This is a genomic window from Chengkuizengella sediminis (genome assembly GCF_010078385.1).
Lineage (GTDB): Bacteria > Bacillota > Bacilli > Paenibacillales > KCTC-33759 > Chengkuizengella > Chengkuizengella sediminis.
The window spans coordinates 1-26,530 of record NZ_SIJC01000007.1; the positions used below are offsets into that span (position 1 = coordinate 1).

At 36.4% G+C, this 26,530-nt stretch carries 17 protein-coding genes and 2 rRNA genes; all 19 read left to right on the forward strand.

Translation table 11 applies throughout. The features are described 5' to 3' along the window. Positions 1–110, forward strand: a 16S ribosomal RNA gene (locus tag EPK97_RS14330); the annotation flags it as partial. Between the two features lie 56 nt (positions 111–166). Then, positions 167–283, forward strand: a 5S ribosomal RNA gene (gene rrf / locus EPK97_RS14335). A gap of 380 nt (positions 284–663) precedes the next feature. Further along, entirely contained in the window at positions 664–3,384 is a 2,721-nt protein-coding gene (locus EPK97_RS14340; protein ID WP_162037315.1) for a glycoside hydrolase family 38 N-terminal domain-containing protein, read from the forward strand. Between the two features lie 39 nt (positions 3,385–3,423). Then, complete coding sequence (locus tag EPK97_RS14345; protein WP_162037316.1) at positions 3,424–4,752, forward strand: glycoside hydrolase family 125 protein; 1,329 nt, start codon at positions 3,424–3,426, stop codon at positions 4,750–4,752. Positions 4,753–4,773: 21 nt separating this feature from the next. Then, positions 4,774–7,449, forward strand: a complete 2,676-nt coding sequence (locus EPK97_RS14350; protein WP_162037317.1) for an endo-beta-N-acetylglucosaminidase — start codon at positions 4,774–4,776, stop codon at positions 7,447–7,449. 169 nt (positions 7,450–7,618) lie between these two features. Next, positions 7,619–10,759, forward strand: coding sequence for an alpha-mannosidase (locus EPK97_RS14355; protein WP_162037318.1), 3,141 nt, complete (start codon positions 7,619–7,621; stop codon positions 10,757–10,759). A gap of 113 nt (positions 10,760–10,872) precedes the next feature. Then, positions 10,873–12,597, forward strand: a complete 1,725-nt coding sequence (locus EPK97_RS14360) for a sensor histidine kinase (protein WP_162037319.1) — start codon at positions 10,873–10,875, stop codon at positions 12,595–12,597. Continuing rightward, positions 12,590–14,110: a response regulator transcription factor gene (locus EPK97_RS14365; protein WP_162037320.1), complete on the forward strand. Its 1,521-nt coding sequence runs from the start codon at positions 12,590–12,592 to the stop codon at positions 14,108–14,110. The genes EPK97_RS14360 and EPK97_RS14365 overlap by 8 nt, the downstream gene beginning before the upstream one ends. Positions 14,111–14,371: 261 nt before the next feature. Further along, positions 14,372–15,310, forward strand: a complete 939-nt coding sequence (locus tag EPK97_RS14370; RefSeq protein WP_162037321.1) for an ABC transporter permease — start codon at positions 14,372–14,374, stop codon at positions 15,308–15,310. A 17-nt stretch (positions 15,311–15,327) separates the two neighbouring features. Continuing rightward, positions 15,328–16,260: a carbohydrate ABC transporter permease gene (locus EPK97_RS14375; RefSeq protein ID WP_162037322.1), complete on the forward strand. Its 933-nt coding sequence runs from the start codon at positions 15,328–15,330 to the stop codon at positions 16,258–16,260. A 30-nt stretch (positions 16,261–16,290) separates the two neighbouring features. Beyond that, positions 16,291–17,775: an ABC transporter substrate-binding protein gene (locus EPK97_RS14380; protein ID WP_162037323.1), complete on the forward strand. Its 1,485-nt coding sequence runs from the start codon at positions 16,291–16,293 to the stop codon at positions 17,773–17,775. 150 nt (positions 17,776–17,925) lie between these two features. Continuing rightward, positions 17,926–19,344, forward strand: a complete 1,419-nt coding sequence (locus EPK97_RS14385) for a glycoside hydrolase family 1 protein (protein WP_162037324.1) — start codon at positions 17,926–17,928, stop codon at positions 19,342–19,344. Between the two features lie 21 nt (positions 19,345–19,365). Further along, positions 19,366–20,268: an ROK family protein gene (locus EPK97_RS14390; protein ID WP_162037325.1), complete on the forward strand. Its 903-nt coding sequence runs from the start codon at positions 19,366–19,368 to the stop codon at positions 20,266–20,268. A gap of 18 nt (positions 20,269–20,286) precedes the next feature. After that, positions 20,287–21,171: an ROK family protein gene (locus EPK97_RS14395; RefSeq protein WP_162037326.1), complete on the forward strand. Its 885-nt coding sequence runs from the start codon at positions 20,287–20,289 to the stop codon at positions 21,169–21,171. Positions 21,172–21,437: 266 nt separating this feature from the next. Then, positions 21,438–22,304: a metallophosphoesterase gene (locus tag EPK97_RS14400; RefSeq protein ID WP_162037327.1), complete on the forward strand. Its 867-nt coding sequence runs from the start codon at positions 21,438–21,440 to the stop codon at positions 22,302–22,304. A gap of 392 nt (positions 22,305–22,696) precedes the next feature. Beyond that, positions 22,697–23,449 (forward strand): SDR family NAD(P)-dependent oxidoreductase, encoded by a 753-nt coding sequence (locus EPK97_RS14405; RefSeq protein WP_162037328.1) that lies wholly within the window; start codon positions 22,697–22,699, stop codon positions 23,447–23,449. Between the two features lie 383 nt (positions 23,450–23,832). Next, positions 23,833–24,471, forward strand: coding sequence for a helix-turn-helix transcriptional regulator (locus tag EPK97_RS14410; protein ID WP_162037329.1), 639 nt, complete (start codon positions 23,833–23,835; stop codon positions 24,469–24,471). A gap of 6 nt (positions 24,472–24,477) precedes the next feature. Beyond that, positions 24,478–25,350, forward strand: coding sequence for a hypothetical protein (locus EPK97_RS14415; RefSeq protein ID WP_162037330.1), 873 nt, complete (start codon positions 24,478–24,480; stop codon positions 25,348–25,350). Positions 25,351–25,368: 18 nt separating this feature from the next. Continuing rightward, positions 25,369–26,529 carry a beta-ketoacyl-[acyl-carrier-protein] synthase family protein gene (locus tag EPK97_RS14420; RefSeq protein ID WP_162037331.1) on the forward strand — a complete coding sequence of 387 codons (1,161 nt, stop codon included), beginning with the start codon at positions 25,369–25,371 and terminating at the stop codon, positions 26,527–26,529. The last annotated feature ends 1 nt before the right edge of the window (position 26,530 follow it).

Below are 26,530 nucleotides of genomic sequence, written 5' to 3' on the forward strand. Positions count from 1 at the left end.
GTCGGTGAGGTAACCCTTAGGGGAGCCAGCCGCCGAAGGTGGGGTAGATGATTGGGGTGAAGTCGTAACAAGGTAGCCGTATCGGAAGGTGCGGCTGGATCACCTCCTTTCTATGGAGAATTAGTTCACTCGTTTTCAGTTTTGATGGTGTAACCACTGTCTATCGTTTGGTGATGATGGCGGAGGGGTACCACGCGTACCCATACCGAACACGACCGTTAAGCCCTCTAGCGCCGATGGTACTTGGACCGCAAGGTCCTGGGAGAGTAGGACGTTGCCAAGCAAAATATAAAGTTTAAAGAAAATGGCTCTGGTATTCATTACCAGAGCCATTTTTTTAATTCTTAAAATTAATTTTGACAAACTCCTCTGTATACATACATATTTCTTTATTTTCATAAGTCCGCGTGTATAATTTCACTACTATTTTGATGTTCTTATATATTCTTTGTACCTCCCCAATCTATTGAATATTCCGATATCCCTGAATCTTTTGTTTTTTTAAATGATGGATTTTTTTTAGATATGATGGAAAAACTTTATCTCCTTTAGAAGATGAATTGACTTTAACTTGGGATAAAAATATTGTAAGGATAAGTAGAGTAAAATCATGAACTTACTAGAAAGTAAATTGATTACGTTTACAATAGGGAAGTGGAAAAAGTGGAAAAGTTGACGGCACATATTATATCTCATTCACATTGGGATAGAGAATGGTACATGCCATTTGAAAAACATCGTTATGATTTAGTCAAGCTGATTGATCGTTTGTTGGATTTATTTCAAATTGATCCTCGGTTTAAAAGCTTCCATTTGGATGGACAAACCGTTCTTTTAGAAGATTATTTGGAGATTCGCCCAGAACGCAAACAGGAGTTAATGCAAGCAATACAAGATAAAAAAATATACATTGGTCCGTGGTACGTGTTGCAGGATGCTTTTTTGACAAGTAGTGAAGCGAATGTGCGCAATTTATTGTACGGATTGCAGGACAGCAAACAATACGGCGTAATGACAAAACTTGGTTACTTCCCAGATACATTTGGAATTTACGGCCAGGCACCTCAACTATTGAAACAAGCAGGAATTGAAACCGCAGCTTTTGGCAGGGGAGTAAAACCAACGGGATTTAATAATACCGTTGGAGAGATGCAAAGTTATGAATCTCCTTTTTCTGAAATGAACTGGTTATCACCAGATGGATCTTCTGTGTTAGGTATTCTCTTTGCAAATTGGTATTCCAACGGAAATGAAATACCGGTAGGAGAAGATGCGAAGTTATTCTGGGACAAAAAATTAAATGATGTACAAAAATATGCATCAACCCCACATTTGTTGTTTATGAATGGATGTGACCATCAACCCGTTCAAAAAGACATTGGAGAAGCGATAGAAAAAGCAAAAGAACTATATCCGAATATCCAATTTGTACATTCTAACTTTGATGATTACATCGAGGCAATCCATGAGCATCTACCTGAAAATTTGCAATCGATTCATGGAGAATTACGCAACCAGCGAACGGATGGCTGGTCTACGCTCGTTAATACAGCTTCAGCAAGGATTTACCTAAAACAGATGAATCAAGAGTGCCAATCTTTATTAGAAAAAGCCGCTGAGCCATTATCCGTGATGGCCTATTCACTTGGTTTTGAATATCCACGCCATTATTTGCGTTATGCATGGAAAACACTAATGCAAAATCATCCGCATGATAGTATTTGTGGGTGTAGCGTAGATGAGGTTCACCGTGAAATGGTAACTCGTTTTGAGAAGGCAAAACAAACGACAGAAATGATTATTGATGATAAAACAGCGGAAATCGCTGCAAATATCCATACAAACTACTTTAATCATGCAGAAAACAGCGTTCCACTTGTTGTTTTTAACGCTTCAGGTAAAAAAAGAAACAAAGTGATTACTAAAGTGATTGAATTTGAAAAAATATATTTTGAAGACATGCCTTATGAACAAATTCCAGATTATTTGCAAACAAAACCACTGCCAAAGTTAAACATAACCGATAGTAACGGCATCGTACAGTTGTCTGAAATAAAAGATAAAGGTGTGAAATTTGGCTACGATTTACCAGATGATGGATTTAGAAAAGCGTATTTTGCAAAGATCATTGAAGTACAGTTTATGGCTAAAGATCTTCCTGGATTGGGGTACAGCACTTATTATGTAACAGACGTCAAAATGGGCGATCATACAACTGAACGAAATATTTTAACCTCGGATCGTGAACTAGAGAACGAATTTCTTCACATCGAAATTCATGATAACGGCTCTTATACGTTAACGTACAAAGAAACGGGTAAAGTATATCATCAACTCGGAATTTACGAAAACACGGGTGATATCGGAAATGAATACATGTTCAAAAAAACACAAGATGATTCGCTGACAACAGAACAATTAGCCGCAAACATTACAGTAATAGAAAATAATCCGCTTCGTGCTGCTGTAGAAATTGTTCATAACTGGGAAATCCCTAAATGTGCTGCTGAAAGTTTTGAAAAAGAAAAATTGAAACTGACATGGCACAAAAATCGGTCATCTGGTCGTTCAGATGAAACAACAGTGATTCAAATTCGTACTAGACTTGCGCTCGATAAAAAAGCAAAGGGTCCACATATTAAAGCCTTGATTAATAATTCGGCAAAAGATCATCGTATCCGTGTCTTGTATCCTACGAATTTGCACAGTTCTCATCATTATGCAGATAGCATTTTTGAAGTTGTGAAAAGAAACAACCAACCTGAAATAGATTGGGAAAACCCAAACTTTGATCATCATCAGCAAGCGTTTATCAGTGTGTCAGATGAAAATCAAGGATTAACGATCGGAAATAAGGGTTTAAATGAGTACGAAGTGTTGCCGGAAAAAAATACAATAGCAGTCACAATCCTTCGATCAGTTTCTGAACTAGGTGACTGGGGAGTCTTTCCGACTCCTGAAGCGCAGTGTTTAGGAGAAAATACAGCAGAATGGACAATCATCCCACACGTAGGGAATGTGGTTACTTCACAAATGGCACAGCAAATGTATGAATACCAAACACCATTGATCGTTGTTCAAACAGATTCGCATGATGGAGATTTACCAAAAGCAAAATCTTTCTTGCAATGGCAAGGACAGTCACTCGCCCTGACCTCTGTAAAACTGGCAGAAGAAAGCAATGATATCATGACCCGCTGGTTTAATACGTCTGATAAAAACGTAAACTTAACTGCAACATTTGAAGATACATCATCCCATTTTCATAGCAACATTGTCGAGGAAAAATACAATGTTCATGAAGGAAATGAAATAAGGAAAACAGTTAAACCGTATGAAATCATTACTTTAGGATGGGGAATGGAAAAAAGACGTGAAAGGTAGAACAAGACCTATTAATCTATCAAAAGGAGATCAGACAGCATGAAAAAAGAAAATATCGACATTCCACAATCAATGCGAAATCTAATAGATAAAGTAAAACAACACTTTCCTGATGATGCCAAACTGCAAAACATGTTTGAGATGTGTTTCGTAAATACATACCTGACAACATTAAAGCCACAAAATGACGGTACAACCTTCGTCATTACTGGAGATATTCCAGCAATGTGGCTTCGCGATTCAGCTGCACAGGTAAGACCCTATCTAATCCTTGCTGAGGAAGATGAAGAAATGGCTGCACTCATCGAGGGTGTTGTACGCAGACAGTTTCAATACATTAACCATGACCCGTATGCCAATGCATTCAATGAAAACTTGAATGGAAAAGGGCATCAATCGGATGAAACCGATATGACTCCATGGATATGGGAGCGCAAATATGAGATTGACTCTCTGTGTTATCCGGTCCAGCTCGCCTATTTGCTGTGGAAATCCAGCGGCAGAACCACTCATTTCGATGACAACTTCGTGCAAGGTTTGAACAACATTTTAAAAGTATGGAAGACAGAGCAAGATCACGAACAAGATTCTCCATACCGTTTTGAGCGTTATGATGTTCGTCAATCAGATACATTAACACGTGATGGAAAAGGTGGAGAAGTGAAAAAAACTGGAATGACCTGGAGTGCATTTCGTCCGAGTGATGATGCTTGTCACTATGGATATTTAATTCCTTCTAACATGTTTGCCGTCGTCGTGTTGCAGTATGCAGTAGAGATATGTGAACAAGTATTGCTAGATTATGATCTTGCTAAACAATGTCTAGTGTTAGCTGCAGAAATTAAAAATGGTATTGAAAGCTACAGTATCTTTGACCATCCGATTTATGACAAAATCTACAGTTATGAAACCGATGGATTTGGAAATTACAATTTCATGGATGATGCGAATGTACCGAGTCTACTTGCTATGCCTTATTTAGGGTACTGTGAGTTTAAAGATTTAACATATATCAATACACGCAACTTTATATTGAGCCGTAACAACCCTTATTATTACGAAGGAAAAAAAGCCGAGGGAATCGGCAGTCCACATACACCTGATCATTATATATGGCATATTGCATTAGCCATTCAGGGGATGACTGCCAATGATGAAAAAGAAAAAACTCATATTTTAGAATTGTTTAAACAAACCGATGGAGGAACTGGATTTATGCATGAGGGATTTGATGCTGATCATCCTGAGAACTTCACAAGAGATTGGTTTTCTTGGGCCAATTCGATGTTTAGTGAGTTTGTTTTAAGTTTACTCAACATTGCTGTCAAAGGAAGTCCGCTTTATCAAAGGCTTCAAAATAAATATTAATCCAAAAGGAGTTGTCCAATGATGTCAAAGTCAAAGTTGTTATTAGGTACATTGTTATGTTTGGGACTATTATTTATTATTCCTACTATAAGTTCAGCATTCGAACAACCACACTCATCGTATTGGTTTCCAGAGGATCTAATGCAATGGAGTCCAGAAACTGACCCAGATGCAGTATACAACCGAAGCCAGGTCCCATTAGCAGAGAGAAATACACTGTACGCTGTGAATGACACAGCACAATCTGAGGCAAAACTTGTAGCATTGTCCGCATTAAATCAACAAACAAGTGGTGTACCATCACAAGGTAGTAAAGACTTTTACTCTAACACATTTGGTTACTGGCAGTATGTAGATATTATGGTGTATTGGGCTGGTTCATCAGGTGAGGGAATCATAGTTCCACCAAGTGCAGATGTAATCGATGCTTCCCACAAAAATGGTGTTCCCATCTTAGGTACCGTTTTCTTTCCACCAGAAGTATTTGGGGGGCAGTTTGCTTGGATAGAACAAATGCTTGAGCAGGAAGCAGATGGTTCTTTCCCAGTTGCCGACAAATTAATTGAAGTCGCACAATACTATGGTTTTGATGGCTGGTTTTTTAACCAAGAAACAAATGGTGGGACCAAAGAAACAGCTCAAAAAATGCAGGACTTCCTCGTTTATATCCAAGAGAAGAAACCCGAAGGCATGCATATTATGTGGTATGATTCCATGACTAGAGATGGAAATATATCATGGCAAAATTATTTAACAGATGCAAACAGCTTTTTTGTGCAAGATGGAGAAAAGCGTGTCTCTGATAGCATGTTTTTGAACTTTTGGTGGAGCAATCAACAACAGAGTTATAACAAAGCAAATGAAATTAGCAGAAGTCCATATGATTTATTCGCTGGAATTGATACTGAAGCGGCTGGAACTTCAACAAATGTACCATGGAACGGGCTTTTCCCATCTGGCAAAGCACCTTATGCATCTTTAGGTATTTACCGTCCAGATTGGACATATAAAACTTCGGATACAATGGAGCAATTTTACCAGAAGGAGCAAGACTTTTGGGTAGGATTAGATGGTGATCCTGCTAATACAGAAGATCCTGGAAGATGGAAAGGCATGGCGAATTATTTTATAGGCAAAACAGTGATTAATAAATACCCGTTTGTTACTCATTTTAATACGGGCAGCGGTAACCTTTTCACAGTTGATGGAGAGGTCATGAGTGAGCAGTCTTGGAACAATCGCAGCCTACAGGACATTTTGCCAACTTGGCGCTGGACAGTAGAAGGAGGACAGTTGCTTACCCCTGAATTTGATTGGGAAACTGCATATTATGGTGGAAGTTCTTTGAAGATATCAGGGATGGTTGATGCAGATGAACCAACAAATATTAAGTTGTATAAAACGAATTTAACGGTAGATAAGGATACAGAACTATCCATCACTTATCAGACGAATACAAATGAAGCAGATATGAAGGTAGGAATCAGCTTATTAGATGATCCAGACCAATTTATTTACCTACATAAAGAAGATGATGAAGATGAAGATGACAGTATGGAAGAAGAATGGGTAACCCAAGTATTAAAGTTAGAAAAATATGAAGGAAAACAAATTGCAGCTATTTCCTTATATTTTGAAAGTGAAGAAGATGTTCAAGATTACACGATGAGTATAGGCGAGATGAAGTTGTATAACAAAAAAGAGAAATTGAATTTAGATCAACCAGAATTATTCCAAGTAAAAGATAGTTCATTTGAAAATGCTGTTTTTGCAGATGTATCACTTACATGGAATGCAGTAACTGACGCAGATCATTACGAGATCTACAGAATAATGGCAGATGGAAGTAAGGAATTTATCGGTGCTACACCAAATCAAATATTCTTTGTATCTGAAATGAGACGTGACGGAAAAGAAACGGAAACATCGTTTGAAATCGTAGCTATAGGTTCTAATTTTGAAAAAAGTGAAGATGCTGGAGTGAAGATGGAGTGGCCCTCATATCCAGTTCCTGTAGCGAATTTTACAGTGGATAAAACAGTGATTGGTCCAGGTGAGGAAATTCAGTTTTTCAACACATCTTCATCAGTGACAGAATCATTGTACTGGGAGTTTGAAGGTGGAATGCCAGCAACAAGTACAGAAGAAAATCCAATTGTGACGTTTGCAAACGAAGGTCTTTATACGGTAACCCTAACTGCTATTAATAGTGAAGGTGAAAACGTAATAACAAAAGAAGATCTGATCTTTGTTACAAAAGGCGCTGAAAACATGACGAATGTTGCATTGAACAAGTTTGTAGAGGCCGACGATGCATGTGCTGCTTCTGAAGCAGCGGTTTTTGCTGTGGATGGGACAGTAACGAATAAATGGTGTGCATTAGGTGATGCACCGCACTGGTTGAAAGTTGACCTTGGAGTAGAATATTCCATCGCTAAATTTGTGACAAAACATGCTGAAGCTGGTGGTGAAGGTGCAGCTTATAATACAAAAGCCTATTCGATTGAAGTCAGTACAGATGGTGAGAGTTGGACAACTGTTACTGAAGTGATGGAGAACACAAAAGCTATTTCAGAGGATTCAATTGCATTAACGTCAGCAAGATATGTACGTTTATGGGTTAATCAACCGACACAGGGCGGTGATCAAGCAGCTAGAATCTACGAATTTGAAGTTTATGGGTTTCCTGCTCAGTGATTAGCTTCAGCTATGCTGAATGAATTCATTTACTAATTTGATTTTAGCTATTTTATTTCGGGGGAAATGATATTTTTTGATATTTTTCTCCCGAAATGTTTTTTTTAGAGAGAATCATTTTGATCCAATTTAAATATTTAGCTAAATGCTCAGAAAGGAAGAAGTGGACTTGTTTCATACAGAAAACAAACTAGAGGCGAGAATTCAAGAGTTGTTAACATTTAGATACCAGCAGAAAAGGGGGATTTTCAGTTTCCGTTGTCAGGAGGATGAGGGGGAGATTGGCCAGTATCCACTTGAGTTGACTTCTAATCAAACCATAAACGTTGACGATAACTGGAAAGGAAGGGATAAATATATTTGGCTTCAGGCGGATGTGGACATCCCACACGAATGGAAAGGGAGAAAAACTGTCGGTTTATTTGATTTTGGAAATACTGGTGGTGGGAATAATTCAGGCTTTGAATCGTTATTGTTTTTGAACGGACGTCCTTATCAAGGTGTTGATTCTAACCATCAGGAAGTTTTTTTTCCAGAAGATGCAGTAGGGAAAACGAATCGTTTGGATTTTCGGTTGTGGTCTGGTCTCGAAGGAGGAGGTCTTCTTAAAGAGCAAGAGCATAAGATCAAAACGGCACAAATCGCTTGGTTGGATGAAAAAGTGGATGATTTGTATTATACTTCGCTTGCCACTTTACAAACTGTGAAAGAATTGAGCGAGGATCAACCAGAAAAACAACTTCTACTAAATACCTTGAACCAAACTTACTTAATGATTGATTGGTCTTTACCTGGCAGTGAAAGTTTCTATCAATCTTGTTACGAAGCGCAAGCAAACTTAAATGAGAAGATCAACCAAATTGAAAAACAGCACCCAGTAACAATCCATTGTATAGGTCATACACATATTGATGTTGCTTGGCTGTGGCGTTTAAAACACACACGAGAAAAAGCGGCCCGTTCGTTTTCGACCGTGCTTCGTTTGATGGAACAGTATCCAGAATATGTTTTTTTACAAACACAGCCGCAACTGTACGAATATATAAAAGAGGACTATCCAGAAATATATGATCAAATGAAAACACGTATTAAAGAAGGCAAGTGGGAGCCCGAAGGAGCAATGTGGCTTGAAGCTGATTGTAATGTCACAAGTGGCGAATCATTAGTACGTCAAATTTTATATGGAAAACGATTTTTTGAAAGAGAATTTGGTGTGACCTGTAAATATCTATGGCTGCCTGATGTATTCGGTTACAGTTGGGCTTTGCCGCAAATTTTATGCAAATCAGGAATTGAAACGTTCATGACTACTAAGATTAGCTGGAATCAATATAATCGCATGCCGCATGATACTTTTCATTGGAAAGGTATAGATGGTAGTGAAATCTTAACTCATTTTATAACAACACCTGAACCTTGGAATTCAGATGACTCTTGGTTTTATACGTACAATGGACTTGTATCAGCGAAAACGGTTAAAGGTCTATGGAAATCGTATCAAAATAAAGATGTAAATCAGGATTTGTTATTGTCTTATGGTTACGGTGACGGCGGCGGTGGTGTCAATCGCGATATGTTAGAGTTACGAAGAAGATTAGATCGTATGCCGGGTCTTCCTCAAGTGAAACCAACAAAAGCGGGAGAATTTTTCGACAAACTCCATCAAAATATTGAGAATACGGAAGGTTACGTGCATACATGGGACGGTGAGCTGTATCTTGAGTATCATCGTGGTACATATACAAGCCAAGCACACAATAAAAAAATGAACCGCAAACTAGAATTGGCCTACCGTGAAGCAGAATGGTTAAATGTGATGAATGCTCTGAGCAGGGGTTGGAATGAGTATCCTCAAGCGGAATTGGATGAAGGGTGGAAGATCATCCTGCGTAACCAGTTTCATGACATCATTCCAGGTTCCTCAATCAAGGAAGTTTATGAGGATTCCAAAGTAGAGTATGAACAGTCTTGGGATCTGCATCGAAGTATCTCTAATAAAGCATTGGCTGGGTTGATAGATTCTAGTGTACAGCAGTATACAGTTATGAACGCTTCACACTGGCAACAGGGAGAGCTGGTGCAGGTAACATATGATGAAGTAAATCAACAAGATGGTAATTGGCGTGATCAGGAAGGAAACCACTTAATATCTCAAAGATCGGAGCACGGATGGTATGTGCAGGTCTTAGGTTTAAAAGGTTTTTCTGGTACAGAAATATTATTTGAACCTCATTCCAACAAGCATCAGACAGAATCAGTGAGTTTATTTGATTATACAGATTCTTCAATTAATACACCTTTTTATAAGATTAAATGGAATAAATCAGGACAGATCGTACAGATCTATGATAAGGTTGCCGAGCGACAAGTCTTTGCAAATAGGGAAAAAGGAAACATACTTCAGGTGTTTGAGGATAAACCGTTGGCGCATGATGCATGGGATATTGATATTTTCTATAAGGAAAAAATGGAAGAAGTAACAGAGCTCACCTCTGTGGAATTGGTTGAATGTGGTCTATTGCGAGCGGTAATTCGTTTTAACTGGACTTATCTACAATCAACCATGAGTCAAGATATGATTGTCTATACACGTTCGAAACGGATTGATTTTAGTACAAACGTGGATTGGCATCAACAAAGGAAATTGTTAAAAGTGGCCTTTCCTGTAGATGTGCGTACAACTGAAGCAACCTATGATATTCAATACGGCAATGTGAAGCGGCCAAACCACCAAAATACAAGCTGGGATATGGCACGTTTCGAAAGTGTCGGTCACATGTGGGCTGATTTATCAGAAACAGGTTATGGAGTCAGCTTGCTTAATGATTGCAAATATGGTTACGACATTATGGACAACATCATGCGACTGACATTGATTAAATCAGCCACTCATCCTGATCCTACAGCAGATCAGGGAGAGCATCAATTCACATATTCACTGTTACCACATCAAGGTGATTGGAGACAAGCGGAAACGGTACGAGAAGCATGGGTTTTAAACGAGCCATTACAGGCGATAAAAGGTACGTTAACTGCTCCGTTTTCATCATTCTTGAACTTATCTTGCCATCACGTTCATATCGATGCCATTAAAAAAGCAGAGAATGATCATGCGGTTATTGTACGTCTTCATGAATTTGAAGGAAGAAGAGCTGAAGTAACTATTACTTCAGACTGGGGTATTGAAGAATGGCAAGAGGTTGACTTAATGGAACAACCGATATCCGACATTTTTAAGGGGAATTCGATCAATTGTTCCATTAAACCCTATGAAATCAAAACATTCGCCATAAAATTCCTACGAAGGTAAACACATTTTTTTAGTATAATAAACTTAGCATCTTTCAAGAGATGTTAGGTTTATATGCTTATCCAGACAATACACATATATTTACAACAGGAGCAGGAGGTGTATCGTCAACAATGTTCAATAAAATTAAACAATATCGACATAAAGTGTTTTTTCAAATATTGCTAGCAAATTCTTTAATTATTATCATTTTTATGTTTCTACTTTTTGCTGTTCTGTGGTCCTACTATACGGAAATAGAGGTACAGAGAAAAATTGACGCCAATACTGCCATTTTAGAACGAATGGAAACTTATTTTAATCATAAACAAGATTTGCTGAAAACAGCGGTTCATGATCTTAGTTATACAAACAAAGAAATAATGGATGAAATTGTCTTTTCATTGGATCATAGTGAACAAGAATTAATAGAATATCGTCTAGAAAAATATATGCTAAGCAGTTCCTTTCAAATGGTTAGTAGTTGGTCATTTTTTGAAGACTATTTTGGACAAGATGAAGATGTGAGAGCAGTTACCTTAACAAGTGAAAAATCACTCAGTGAAAAAAAACTATATTCTAGACGGCATATGGATCAAAAATCTAAAAATACATTTCAAATATCCCATCCCTTGTACTACGGAAATGCAATGGAGCTGCTAGGTATACTAAATGTATATTATGATTATGCTGGAATCAATGATCTGCTAGATTCACAAAAGGAGCAGTTAAAGGGAACGGTATATGTATATACAGAAGAGGGAAAACTTCTATATTCCACAGAAGGAGGGATTCTGTTAAAAAATATCAATGTCCCGAGTTATGAAACGTCAATAAATACGATTCAGATAGATGGAGAAAAGTTTTATGCTAACAAGTTAGTAGATGAGCGATCGCAGTTAATGTTTGTTGGTATGATACCAAAAAAAGAAGTTGAACAAGTGACAACAGTTCATGTTGTGATGTTGTTATTGACTGTAGCTTTAGCTTCGACAGCCATCACAATGACATACTGGACCATGCGAAAATATTCAAAGCGCATTCAGTCTATTGAACAATCAATAAAAAAAGTACAAACCGGGGATTTAAATGTAAGAATCCCAGAAAATAATAACCAAAGGGATGAATTAAGCACGATATCGAATAGTTTTAACAAAATGTTAGAAGAATTAAACCGATATATCGATATTGTATTTGTGTCTGAAATTAAGCAAAAAGAAGCCGAGATGAGAGCATTGCAATCACAAATTGACCCACATTTCTTGTACAACACTTTAGAAGCGATTCGGATGAAAGCCATTGCTGATGGCAACAAGACAACAAGTGAAATGATTGTTCTATTAACGAAAATGTTCCGTTACTCGATGAAAAATCATGATGAAGTGACCATAGAGGATGAAATTTCACATGTAAAAAGCTATTTGAATTTGTTCCAAATTCGTTATCCAAATCGATTAAATGTAGTCTATGAAATTCCAGAGCATATATTAGCTTATCCTATTCCAAAATTTATTCTTCAACCGATTATTGAGAATTATATACTGCATGGATTAAGGAAGGATGAATACTCGAATTTGCTTACAATTCATATCGAAGAGCAGAAGAAGACACTAAGTATTCGAATTCAAGATAATGGAATAGGTATTGAAAGCGATCGCTTAGAAAAAATAAGAGAGATGTTGAATGATGAAAGTGAAGTGTTAGATTCCTTAGGTTTGTCGAATGTTCATCAAAGAATTCGTTTGAAATTTGGAGATGGATATGGACTTGAGATTAATAGTGTAGAGCATAGAGGGACCGAGGTTACAATTAACATTCTGGTTCCATTTTGGAACAGAGGTAGGGAAACGCATGTATAGAGTGTTTTTAGTTGATGATGAACCATTTATTGTAGAGGGTATGAAGTCCATTATTAATTGGGAAGATTATGGTCTTCAGGTCATTGGAGTAGCGTATGACGGCAAGCAGGCATTACAAGCATTAGAAAATCTGGAATGTGACCTTTTGATCACTGACATCATGATGCCAAATATGAACGGTCTTGAACTAATTAAGGTAATTAAACAGAGAAATCAAGATATGAAGTTTATTGTCGCAACTGGTTATCAAGAATTTCAATACGTGAAAAAAGGGATCTCTTTAGGGATTGAAAATTACTTGTTAAAACCGATAGATGAAGGAGAACTTATATCTACGCTTAGAAATGCTGTTGAAAAATTAGATAAAGCCAAACATGATGATGAAGATAGTTATATACTTAGAGATAACAGTATATGGAGATGGTTGAACCAAGACATTAGCAATCAAGAATTTACAGATCGCTTAGAATTGTATGGGATGGCACCATTCATGAATCCATTGGCTGTAGCTATTTTGCAGGTGGAATTTGATCAAACCACCCAAAAAAGATCTTTCTCTGAATTAAGAAGGTGGATTGAATCTTGTTTTTCTTGTATTTGTACATTAAGTCCAGAGCAGGAATTTATTTTAATTTGGTCTGGCGTAGAAGTGAGTCATGTCCAGCAGGACGTAGAACATTTGCAAGCCGAACTGCGTAATCATAAAAAACTTGCACAATATTTTATCGCTCTTGGGTCAGAAGCGAATTCAATAGAAGAAATATTTTCAAGCTTTTTTCGGGTTAAAGAATTAAGGGCTTATCGCTTTGTTCTACCTGAAAACACGCACGTGATTACGGAAACAGGAACTCAAAATTATCTCCAAACATCAAATCTCATGATAGATTACAATTTTCAAGACCTTGTGAATCATGTATTGAACGGTGATCTAGATGGTGCCATGCAGTGGGTTGATCAGGCATTTCAGCGATTTGTCGAAGTGATATCAGTTGATATACCAAAATTATCTAAAGGATTTGCCATTAAACTATTATCGATTGTTTTAAACGCAATAGAATCTCAAATAGATCTAAACGTCTTTTCGGAAATGGTCACTAGAATTATGCATACAAATACGATTGAAGAGCTGAAACAAGTTATGAACCAGTTTATTATCGAAACCTTTGAAAATATTGAGAGGCATAATCAACAAATGAGTCCTATTATTAAAAGTGTTTTGCAATATGTACATGAACATTTGCATAAGGAACTTTCTTTAAAGACGTTAAGCCAGCGTTTCCATGTGAATACCAATTATTTAGGACAGCTTTTCCAAAAGGAAGTGGGTACCGTATTTTCAGATCATATTAACCACCTGCGAATTGAAAAGGCAAAGAAACTGCTGAAGCTGCCCCAGTATAAAGTGGGTGAAATTGGTAAGATGGTCGGTTATTCAGACCCTACTTATTTTTACAAGCAGTTTAAAAAGAGCATCGGTTTAACCCCAACGGAGTGGCGTAGTAAACAAGTGTAAAAATAAAGTGGATTGATCTATTTTCTCATCTTTACGTAACACAAAGGTGAGTTTTTTTAATGTTAGGAAAGTGTGATTTTCCACCATATAATGACCAAAGAGTTTGCTGTTGTATTGGTTTTCAGGTTATTTGAACATAGTAGATTTTGGGAAATAAGATTAGTCCAGCAAATCTAATAATTGTTAACTATCGAGTGAGATTGAACGGTTATACAATATAGATGAGGGAGAGAAATATAATTGAAAGGATCGGAGGGCTACATGAAATGGTTTAAAAATACTCTAAAAGATTTATATGCTAATCGCATATGGCTAATGTTTGTTTTACCAGCAACCATTTGGTTCATCATTTTTTCTTATTTACCAATGATTGGACATGTTATTGCATTTAAAGATTTTAGAATTCATAGAGATGGCTTTTTCGCCAGCCTATGGCATAGCGAATGGGTTGGATTTGAAAATTTCGAGTTTTTATTTAAAACGAATGTGGCTTGGGAGATAACACGCAACACGATTTTATACAATTTAGTATTTATTTTTCTAGGACTTTTTTTAGCGGTGGCTTTTGCAATTGGCTTAAGTTTACTAGCAAATAAAAAGCTAACAAAAATTTATCAAACGGGAATGCTGTTTCCTCACTTTTTATCTTGGGTTGTTGTAAGTTATTTTGTTATGACCTTTTTAAGTACTGATCGCGGGGCAATTAACAGTCTATTATCTTTCTTCGGAGTGGAAGCGATTTCTTGGTATTACGAGCCGATCTATTGGCCTTTCATTCTTGTTTTTATGGCGATGTGGAAAGGTGTAGGATATCAGATGATTGTGTACTTAGCAGCTATTGTCGGCATCGACCGTTCCTACTATGAAGCGGCAATGATTGATGGAGCATCGAAGTGGCAGCAGATCCGCCATATAACGATTCCGATGATTACTCCTTTAATGATGATATTGACCATTATGAATATTGGGAGAATTTTTTACTCTGATTTTGGCTTGTTTTATCAGGTTACACAAAATTCAGGTGCATTATATGACGTTACAAATACCATCGATATGTATGTGTATAATGGGTTGACAACATTAGGGGATATGAGTATGACAGCCGCTGCAGGATTTTATCAATCAGTTGTGGGTTTTGCGCTAGTGATTATAACAAATTATGTGGTGAAGAAAGTTGATGAAGACTATGCTTTATTTTAGAAAAGGGGAATATGACCATGACAAAAAAAGCAAATAATTCATCATTGACATTGACAAATGGATATACTCCATATGGCTTAAAGGGGATTTCTAATGTTATCTTGAGCATCATGATGGCAGTTTTCTCGTTCATTTGCCTCTTTCCATTTATATATGTCATTATTATTTCTTTCACTGCTGAAGAAAGTTTAATACGAAATGGGTTCCAGATTATTCCGGATGCCTGGAGTTTAGAAGGGTATAAATATTTGTGGAAGTCGCAGGGACAAATACTACGTTCGATTGGGGTCACCCTGTTTATTACTGTATTTGGGACATTGTTAAGTGTGGTAATGATTTCTTTATTTGGATATGCGATATCACGAAAAGAGTTCAAATATCGTAGATTCTTTACATTTTTAGCTTTTTTCACGATGTTGTTCGGTGGTGGTTTAGTACCAACTTACATCGTTGTGACACAATTTCTTGGTTTACGAGATAACGTTTTGGCATTGATTTTACCTCTTGTTGTCCAAGCATTTTGGATCATCATTATGAGAACCTTTTTCATAAGATCTGTACCGGAAGCGGTGATTGAATCGGCACGAATTGATGGTGCAAGTGAAATTAAAATATTTATGAAAATTGTGATGCCTTTATCTTTACCCGCTATTGCAACAATTGCGTTATTCAGTACACTGACTTATTGGAATGACTGGTTTCAGGCACTTCTTTACATCACTGATCCAGATTTATATCCGCTGCAAGCGCTGCTTTCCAAGATTGAAAGCAACATTGAATTTCTTAAGGAAATGAAATTGATATCTGGATTACAGGCGGGTATTGCTATACCAGAAGATTCGGCTAAAATGGCTATGGTGGTTATTTCAACATTACCTATCGCACTTTCTTATCCGTTTTTCCAAAAATATTTTGTAGAAGGGTTAACGGTAGGAAGTGTTAAGGAATAGATACATTGATATTATAAGGGAGGTTTTACAATGAAGAAGTTTTTATTATTAATGTCAGTAGTGTTAAGTTTTAGTTTTATACTTGTAGGATGTAGTGATAATGAAACAACAGAACCTGGCACAGATACAACGAACACAGAAACAAATGCCACGCTTGAGCCGTATGAGATCAAGTGGTACGCGATTGGTGGGCCTCCACAAGATCTTGATTTGGTATTGGAAGAGCTTAATCCATATTTGAAGGAAAAAATTAATGCTACTCTAGATTTGGAGTTTATCGACTGGGGTGAGTATGACAAAAAAATGACAACAATGATTACTGCTGGTGATAAATTTGATATCGCTTTTACTAGCTCTTGGGCAGCAAATTATATAATAAACGCTCAAAAAGGTGCTTTTCTAGGATTGAATGATCTTATGGATCAATATGGACAGGATATGAAGGCTGTTATTGATCCAGCGTTCTTAGAGGGTGCAAAAATTGATGGGGAATTGTATGCTGTTCCTGTGAACAAAGAAGTTGGGCAACAAAGCGTATATGTATTCAACAAACGTCTCGTTGATAAACACAATATGGATATTTCAACGATTCAATCTTTAGAAGATTTAGAACCGTTTTTAAATACGATTAAAAATAATGAAGCAGATATAGAAGCACCAATCGCACCATTTTCACCATATTTGCCGTTTGACTACATCTTACAAGAGAAATTACCGTTTGCAGTGAACATGGATGGGGATCAAGCGAAAATAGTGAATTGGTATGATGAACCAGAAACGATGGAAACGTTAAAAACAATGCATCAATATTATAATGCAGGTTACATACCAGCTGATGCCGGTACAAATGAAAATGCGACTTATGATTACCAAGTAGAAAATTGGTTTGTTAGAAAAGAAATGTACCAGCCTTATGCAGAACTTTTGTGGCAGCGTTCTGGTAATTATGAGGTAGTCGTTCAACCGATGCATGATCCTATTACGTTTAATAACTCAGTTTTGGGCTCTATGCATGCCATCTCAATTACATCAGACAACCCAGAACGTGTAATGATGTTTATGGATTTACTGAATACCGATCCTTTTGTCCGTACTACAATTGATAAAGGAGTTGAAGGTGTCCATTATGAAACACTTGATAGTGGAAAAATTAGAGATATTGGTACAGTGCGCTCAGAGCGCTACTCCGTACCTACCTTTGCACTAGGGAATCATTTCATCCTACCTCTATATGAGGATGATCCAGATGATAAATGGGAATCTTTCCAAACTTTTAATGATTCATCAACTAATGCACCTACGTTAGGATTTGTATTTGACACTGATTCTGTTCGTACTGAAATAGCAGCTATCTCTAACGTAGCGGAACAGTACAACAAATCGTTAATGAACGGGGCTGTAGATCCAGAAAAATACTTGTCTGAAGCGAATAAAAAGTTTACGGATGCTGGTATAGATACTGTTATTGAAGAAATGCAAAAGCAATATGATGAGTGGAGAAATGCACAAGGGTAAATAAATGAGTGAAATGGTTCAAGCATATCTTGAACATCGGCGAATCAGATGGTGAATCTACACCACCTGATTGAAAATCATTGATTTTAAACAAACTGGTGCGGATGATGAATGGATCATCCGCACTATGTTTATTGAAAGGTGAAATGTATGATACAAACCAATGAAGATCATTGCGGAGATTTACAATTTGTCTTTCCTGAACATTTTTGGTGGGGCTCCTCATCATCTGCAACGCAAATGGAAGGTGGAGCATATAAAGATGGGAAAGGAGTAAACATTTGGGATTATTGGTATGAGACAGAACCTGATCGTTTTCATCATGGGATAGGGCCTACTCAAACTTCGCAATTTTACGAAAAATATCGTGAAGATATTCAACTGATGAAGGCAACAGGGCATAACAGTTTCCGATTCTCGATCTCGTGGTCAAGAATGTTTGCAAAAGGAGTAGGGGAGGTCAATCCAAAGGCTGTTTCGTTTTATAACAATGTGATCAACGAGTTAATTAAACAAGGAATAGAACCATTCGTCAATTTATACCATTTTGATATGCCACTAGACATGCAAAAGATAGGGGGATGGGAAAATCGAGATGTTGTCAAGTTTTATGTTAACTATGCAAAATCTTGCTTTGAGCTTTTTGGTGATCGTGTAAAAAAATGGTTTACTCATAATGAACCAATCGTACCGGTAGAATGTGGTTATTTATATGGTCATCACTATCCTGCACTATGTGATTTTCAAAAAGCGGTTCAAGTAGCTTATCACTCCATGTTGGCCAGTGCAGAAGTGATTAGGGTATACAAACAACTTTGGCAGGATGGGAAAATCGGTATTATTATCAATTTAACTCCTTCATATGCTCGCAGTGCTCATCCTGAAGATGTCAAGGCAGCGAATATTGCCGACTTACTGTTCAATCGTTCTTTTTTAGATCCATCTGTTAAGGGAGGATACCCTGTAGAACTTGTAGAGTTTTTACGAAATCACAACTTTTTACCTTCGTTTGAACGGGAAGATTTAAAAACGATAAAAGAGAATACCATTGACTTGTTAGGGATCAATTATTATCAACCGAGAAGGATTAAAGCGAAGGAGCATATTCCTAATCCTAAAGCACCTTTCATGCCAGAACAATTTTTTGATTATTATGAAATGCCAGGACGCAAGATGAACCCTCATCGTGGATGGGAAATATATGAAAAAGGAATTTACGATATTTTGATCAACGTAAAAAACAATTATGGCAATATTGAATGCTTTATTTCTGAAAACGGAATGGGCGTGGAGAATGAGCAGAGATTCTTAGATGATGATGGCTGTATACATGATGATTATCGAATTGACTTTTTCAAAGGTCACCTTAGGTGGGTCCATAAAGCTATCGAAGAAGGAGTCAACGTGAAAGGTTACCATCTTTGGACGTTCATGGATAATTGGTCTTGGTTAAACGCATATAAAAATCGCTACGGTCTTGTATCTGTAGATTTAAATAGAGATGGTGCAAGAATGGTTAAAAAAAGCGGACTTTGGTTTAGTAAGTTAGCTGAGAATAACGGATTTTAATCTTATTTGTAGGTGAACACAATGGAACGATATGTTATATTTGATGTTGGTGGAACAACAGTGAAACATGCAATTATGAATGCGGAAGGTGTAGCGATTGAATCTTCTTCATATCCTACACCAGCGCAAGGAAACGATGAAATTTATGAACTGCTATTACAACTAATCAACGAGAGTAAAAGAAAATACCCTGTCAAAGGAGTCGCTTTAAGTATTCCGGGTGCTGTGGATATAAACTCAGGTGAGGTGTATTACGCAGGTTCTGTCATAGATCTTATGCATTCAAATGTCAAAGAAAAGTTAAAAGAAACTGGACTTCCGATTGAGTTGGAAAATGATGCGAATTGTGTGGCTTTAGCCGAAAATTGGAAAGGCAATGCTGTCAATACTGATAACTTTGTCTGCATTACGTTAGGTACAGGTATTGGGGGTTCGATATATTTAAATGGGAACTTATATCGAGGAAAACATGGCATGGCTGGAGAGATTGGTTTAATGTTACTTCATGCTGATTCAAAAACACCTGAACAGCTTCTATTTGAAAAATATTCTTTTAGCCGATTAGGATCAACTTGGAACTTGGAAGATAGAATTTCAAAGAAATTAGAGAGACCTTTGACAGGAAGAGAGATATTTGCTTTATATGAGCAGAGAGATGAAGGAGTTACAAAAGAGGTAGAATCTTTTTATCATACATTAGCAATAGGAACTTTAAACATCATTCATGTCATGGCACCTGAGAAAATATTGTTCGGTGGTGGAATCAGCTCACAGCATAATTTCATCTCTAAAATTAAACAAAAAATTAGTACCATACGCCCAGAAGCTTTAGAGTTAACAGAACTTGACCATTGTCATTTCTATAATCAATCTGGACAACTAGGGGCATTGCATCATTTTCTTAAACAAACAAATAAATGTTGACAGGGTGTGAAGATATATATGATTTTCGGAGGAATTGAAGCAGGTGGAACAAAATTTGTTTGTGGCATTGGGAATGAAAAAGGCGAAATTACAAATCGTGTATCCATCCCTACCACGAATCCAACAGAAACGATGGCACAAGTAAAGCATTTTTTTAGAGGGACTCAATTGGATGCAATAGGTGTTGGTTCTTTTGGTCCCATTGATTTAAATCGAAACAGTGAAACGTATGGATATATTAAAAATACACCGAAGATGGAATGGAAGGATTTTGATTTTGCTGGAGCGATAAGCTCGATTTGGAACGTGCCTATTGGTTTTGACACAGATGTTAATGCTGCTGCCCTTGCCGAAAGTATGTGGGGAGCCGCAGAAGGACTTCCTAGCTGTTTATATATTACCATCGGCACAGGTATTGGAGCAGGTGTTATTGTTCAAGGTTCGATGTTAAGTGGGATTTCACACCCAGAAATGGGGCATGTTCGCGTGAGAAGACATCCTGAAGACCATTATGAAGGCTGTTGTCCGTATCATCATGATTGTTTAGAAGGGCTTGCTGCTGGACCTGCTTTAGAAGAGAGATGGGGGAAAAAAGGTGTTGCCTTAAAAGATGTAGATCAAGTGTGGGAGTTGGAAGCCTATTATTTATCGGAAGCGCTTGTTAATTTTATTTTAACCCTTTCACCGATGAAAATTGTCCTGGGTGGTGGGGTCATGAAGCAACATCAGTTATTTCCACTCATTCAAAAAATGGTTCAAGATAAACTAAATGGTTACCTATCTTTTAATGAGTTGTCACAAGAAAATATTGCTCAATATATTGTTCCACCAGGGTTGGCGGATGATGCCGGACTGAAGGGGGCAATTGCACTAGCGAAGAGAGCTTGCCAGAGCAAGTTATGATCAACAATGATAATAAATTCAATCACGTTTACCCTCATTAACACCTAACATAACGTTTGTTGTATAAAGAGTCCGTTCCTCAATCTGAATTAGGATTTTTTGATAAAACAACGTATTCCAAATGTTTACACAACAGGTGTTGCTTCTGCATGTTCGTATAATCTTTTCAGTGCTGAAAAGATTATACGAACATGCATTTTTAATGAAGGTTTTGAATAAATCTGTTAAAGTGTTAACATATGTATTTATTGGGATGTGAGATTGGGATGAAAGAAAAGATTTCCAGAAGAAGTTTTCTGAAAAAAATATGGAAAAGTGGCTTAGCTTTAATAGGATTAACTGTATCCATCCCTACCTATTCTTATTTTGGTGAGAGAAAGTGGCTTCAAACAAATCAGATTAAGTTGAGTTCTAAAAGAATACCTTCACAGTTTTCAGGATTAAAGATCGTTCACTTTAGTGACTTGCACCTTGGTTTTCATATGGATGATCAATATTTAGATGATTTAATTAAACAAGTAAATGCTCATTATCCAGATATCATCTGTTTTACGGGTGATTTAGTAGATGAAGATGCCTCTATATTAGAAGCTTATATACCTAAGCTACAACAGTTTGAGGCTTCTTATGGCAAGTTTGCAGTATTAGGTAACCATGATTATAGAAGTAGAACAAAAACAGCTACAGGGGTTACTGAAGCTTTAAGACGTTCAGAATTCAATCTGCTCGTGAATGAGAATATACAAATTAAAAGAAATAATGCAGTGATTAATATTAGTGGTGTCGATGATATTATGGATGGTAATCCTAATTTGGACAAAACGCTATTAGAAGCTTATAAAGATACATATACGATTTTGCTTGTTCATGAGCCAGATTTTGCAGATGTTGCACAGAATTATCCGATAGATTTACAGCTCTCTGGGCATAGCCACGGAGGGCAAATAAGATTACCTTTAATCGGACATATTATTACGCCACCTATGGCTAAAAAGTACGTAAATGGTTTGTATGAAGTAGGGGATTCGTTAAAGGTATATACAAACAAAGGGATAGGTACAACAATTTATCCTTTTCGTTTTTTTTGCAGACCTGAGATTACGGTCATTACTCTTGAAACCTCGTCAGTATAACTACACTATAAATATAGTAGATTAAAGGTTGGACATAATTTTATTGTAATGTAGAAAAAAAGTAACGAAAAACAACCGCTCTAGCACAGCAGAGCGGTTGTTTTTCGTTTTTTAATGCCTAAAGTTCCATCACCAAAAATGTAATAAAATCCCTTTTATGGATTTGTTTTAAGTTCAGTGTTTTATATATATATATTATTCTTATTGTACTCCATGTTATATCCAAAAATGTGAAGATATGTTCATGTTTTAAACAAAATATGCCTAATTCAAATCAATTTGTGCTGAGTCATGTCAGCTCTCCCTAAGAGATAATAATTCTATTGTGGAAGATAAGATTTTTCAGTGGAATTAAAATTTACCAAAATATGATATTGAAAGGTTGAGAAAATATGGGGAGATTAGATGGCAAAGTTGCTATTATTACAGGTTCTGCGAGTGGAATGGGGAAAACGGAAATATTTCTTTTTGCAGAAGAAGGTGCAAAAGTGGTAGTTACTGATATTTTAGAAGATAAAGTAAAAGACATCGTTTCAGAAGTTAACACAAATGGTGGAGAAGCTATTGGATTTTATCACGATGTCACATCAGAAAAAGACTGGATTCGAGTTGTAAAGGATACGATTGAGCAATTTGGGAAAATAGATATATTAGTAAATAATGCAGGAATAGTAAATGCTGCTTCATTGCTCGATGATAGTGTAGAACAATGGCAGAAAACTGTTGATGTTAATCTTACAGGGACTTTCTTGGGAATGAAACATGTAATTCCAAATATGATGGAAAATAATGGAGGATCTATCATTAATATTTCTTCAATAACTGGATTATCTGGAGGTTTGGGAGGAAATTCTTACTCCGCTTCAAAAGGTGCAATACGCATATTAACAAAGGGTGCAGCCATAGATTATGCCAAACAAAACATTAGAGTTAATTCTGTACATCCTGGTTTCATTCAAACACAAATGCTAGAAAATCTAATAAGTAATAAAAAAATAATGAAAATGTTTATGAATCTTACTCCTTTACCTCGATTTGGAAAACCTGATGACGTCGCAAGAAGTGTATTATTTTTAGCTTCTGATGAGTCTGCCTATATAACAGGAATTGAATTACCAGTAGACGGAGGGTATTCTGCAAAATAAATAAACTAGCATAATGACTGGATAGTTAAAATTTTGTTCTTTTAAGAAGCCAGTAGATTCTCATCAACTAAAGGATCTACTGGCTTTTTTTTCATCATCACTTCTGTCAAAAATATCTTTTATTTTCATTTAATTGACAATTTATGCATGATTTTAGGCAATTTGTGCTGAGTCATGTTGGATATCTCTAAGAGATAATAATGGTAATCATTTGAAAGGAGGTGAAGGAGCATGTATTTTTCCAGAGTTAATTTTAGCTGTTCATTGTATTTACCATATTTACAACATGAATATTTTTATTTGAATACCAATGATTTTTACAATTTAAATGAAACATAATGTAAGGAATTTTGGAACAAAAAAGTATCGAGGAGGGAGACGTTTTGAATGAAATTCTAGTTTTAATTTATCAGAATGATACTAATAATTTGCTCGAAAAATTTTCAAAAGATTTTAAAGTAGAAGTTATAAGTTGTTTAATTAATATAAAAGAAAAACTATTATCTGAAAAATATAAACTACTGGTGTTCATGTCTCCATTCAAAAAAATTCCAAGTCATTTTAAATTAGAAGAACTAGCAGTCCCCGTCATTAGTATGTTGGGAGTGGGAAAGCTTCAAATGGTTTCTTTTCTTAAGACGTTAAAATATATCAATTTAGTAAATGATTTAGGCATGAGTTTAAAAGAACAGCCTCACTCCCCATTATTTTATGAGTCTTTAGTTTACATCGAAGAAAACTTGTGCAGCAATGACTTATCCCTCAAAGATGTAGCAAATACAATGTTTGTTAGTCACACACATTATTCAAGATTTTTTAGAAGATATATGGGAAAAGGATTTAAAAAATACATTACTGAGAAGAGAATTCAGAAGGCAAAATTCTTATTGGAAAGTAATTTACAAGTGACAGATGTTTGTTATGAAATAGGTTATACTGATTTGACACATTTTGCTAGAACTTTCAAAAAGTTAGTGGGTGTTAATCCATCACAATACAAAAAAATAATAAATGAGGACTGATAAAATTTGCAAAAAAAAATTGTAACGATCTTAGTGGCATTTGTAATTTTGACCATTAGTTATGCTGTTTACGATTTTTTAAAACCATATGAACTTCCAGATGTTGATGCAGATCTTTCCAAGAATGATTTAAGTTTAAATTTTGAAAATGAACGAGCTTCTTATCGAAAATATGTTATTGAAACAAATGAAAGCCAAAACCTACATAATGAAAAACAATATCATTTGGTAGTAGAAAAATTAAAACAGCATTTGAAAGAAGATCAGGAAAATCTTTTTTATCTCAATGAGTTAAGGATTGTTATGAATAACAATGGTGAGATAAATAAGTATATTGACTATATAAACGAAATGAATTACACCTCCAAAGAAGCCTTCTTACAACTCGCCTTAGCCTATATTGACAAACTACAAGAACTAAACTTAGGGACAGGTTCTCTTGGGAAACTGTCAACTCTTTCCATTCGTGAATTAAATAAAATCATTGAAAATGATGAATACCACTGGTTGGCTCATTATGCTAGAGGATTAAATAATTTATACTGGCCCCTTGGTTTAAAGAGAATTGATAAAGCAAAACAGGATTTATCCTATTGTTTATCCATCGCAAAAAAATATAAAAACTACGAAAATCCACTCTGGCAGGAAATTTATATTGCTTATGGAGATGCATTGATTAAGGGTGGTGAAATTAGTACTGGATTTCAAGTATGGCAGGATGGTTATAACTTATATCCAGATAATATTGGACTAAAAGAAAGAGTAGGGTCAGGTGAAGAGGGTGCATATTCAATCGTAAAAAAAGAAAGGGGAATCGATATTTTCCAAAGACCTGACAAAATGTTAACAGATATCAGTGGCCTTTGGGATCAAAAATAGGGTAGTGGAGATGAGGGTATGAATGTTTATATTACTGGAATTGGTGTATGTACATCTGTTGGAACTACGGTTGAGGAAACATGGAAAAAAATACTGCTTGGTAAACATGGAACTAAAAAAATAAGCAAGTTTCCAAATTTAGAGCTGAATGCTTGTGAAATACCAAATATTCGGGGTCTTAATTGTAATTTTTCCCACAAGGATGACATCGGAAATGCAACAAAGTTATTCCTGAAAACTGCAGAAGAAGCAATACAAGACGCTGAGTTAGAGATCAATGACAACGCCAAAATTGGATTAGCCATCGGTACAACGATGGGGGAAATTGATTGTTTAGAAGAAAGATTGTTAAACAAGTCGTTTCATGCAAAATTTCAAGGTGGTCCCGATACGATAGCCAATCAATCCTATAAGTTATTAAATTTAAACGGACCTTCATGGACGATTACAAATGCTTGTGCAGCAGGGAATATTGCGATTAGTCGAGCCATGGATGAAATTTTTTATCAACATGCAGACGTGATGATCGCTGGAGGAGTGGATGTCCTTTCTTGGGTCGCTATTCATGGTTTCAGGAGTTTAAAAGCTATGAGTCCGGATTTATGCACACCATTTGATAAGGAACGTAAAGGATTAATTTTAGGTGAAGGAGCTGGCGTATTAATTCTTGAAAGTGAACGTCATTTAATGAAAAGAACCAAATTGCCAAGAGCTAAATTGTTAGGTTACGGGCTAAGCAGTGATGCTCATCACATTACACAACCAGATCCGAATGGTCTTGGAGCGAACAATGCAATGAAATCAGCGATAAAGATGGCTGGAATTAGTGTGGAGGATATCCAATATGTGAGTGCGCATGGCACGGGAACCGCGGCAAATGATCTGATGGAAGCAAAGGCAATTAAAGCAGTTTTTAACCATACGAATCCATATGTAAGTTCTATAAAAGGTCAAATTGGACATACGTTAGGCGGAGCAAGTGCCATTGAGGCTGCATTATGTGTGCAGGCTATCAACACGAATACTTTACCCCCTAACATTCATTTGAAAAATCAGGACCCTGAAATAAAATTAAATGTGATCAAAAATTCTCCGGTAAAAACTCATGTTGATCATATGATGTCAAATGCTTATGCGTTTGGTGGAGTTAATACTTCAATTATAATTGGGAGGCCATAAT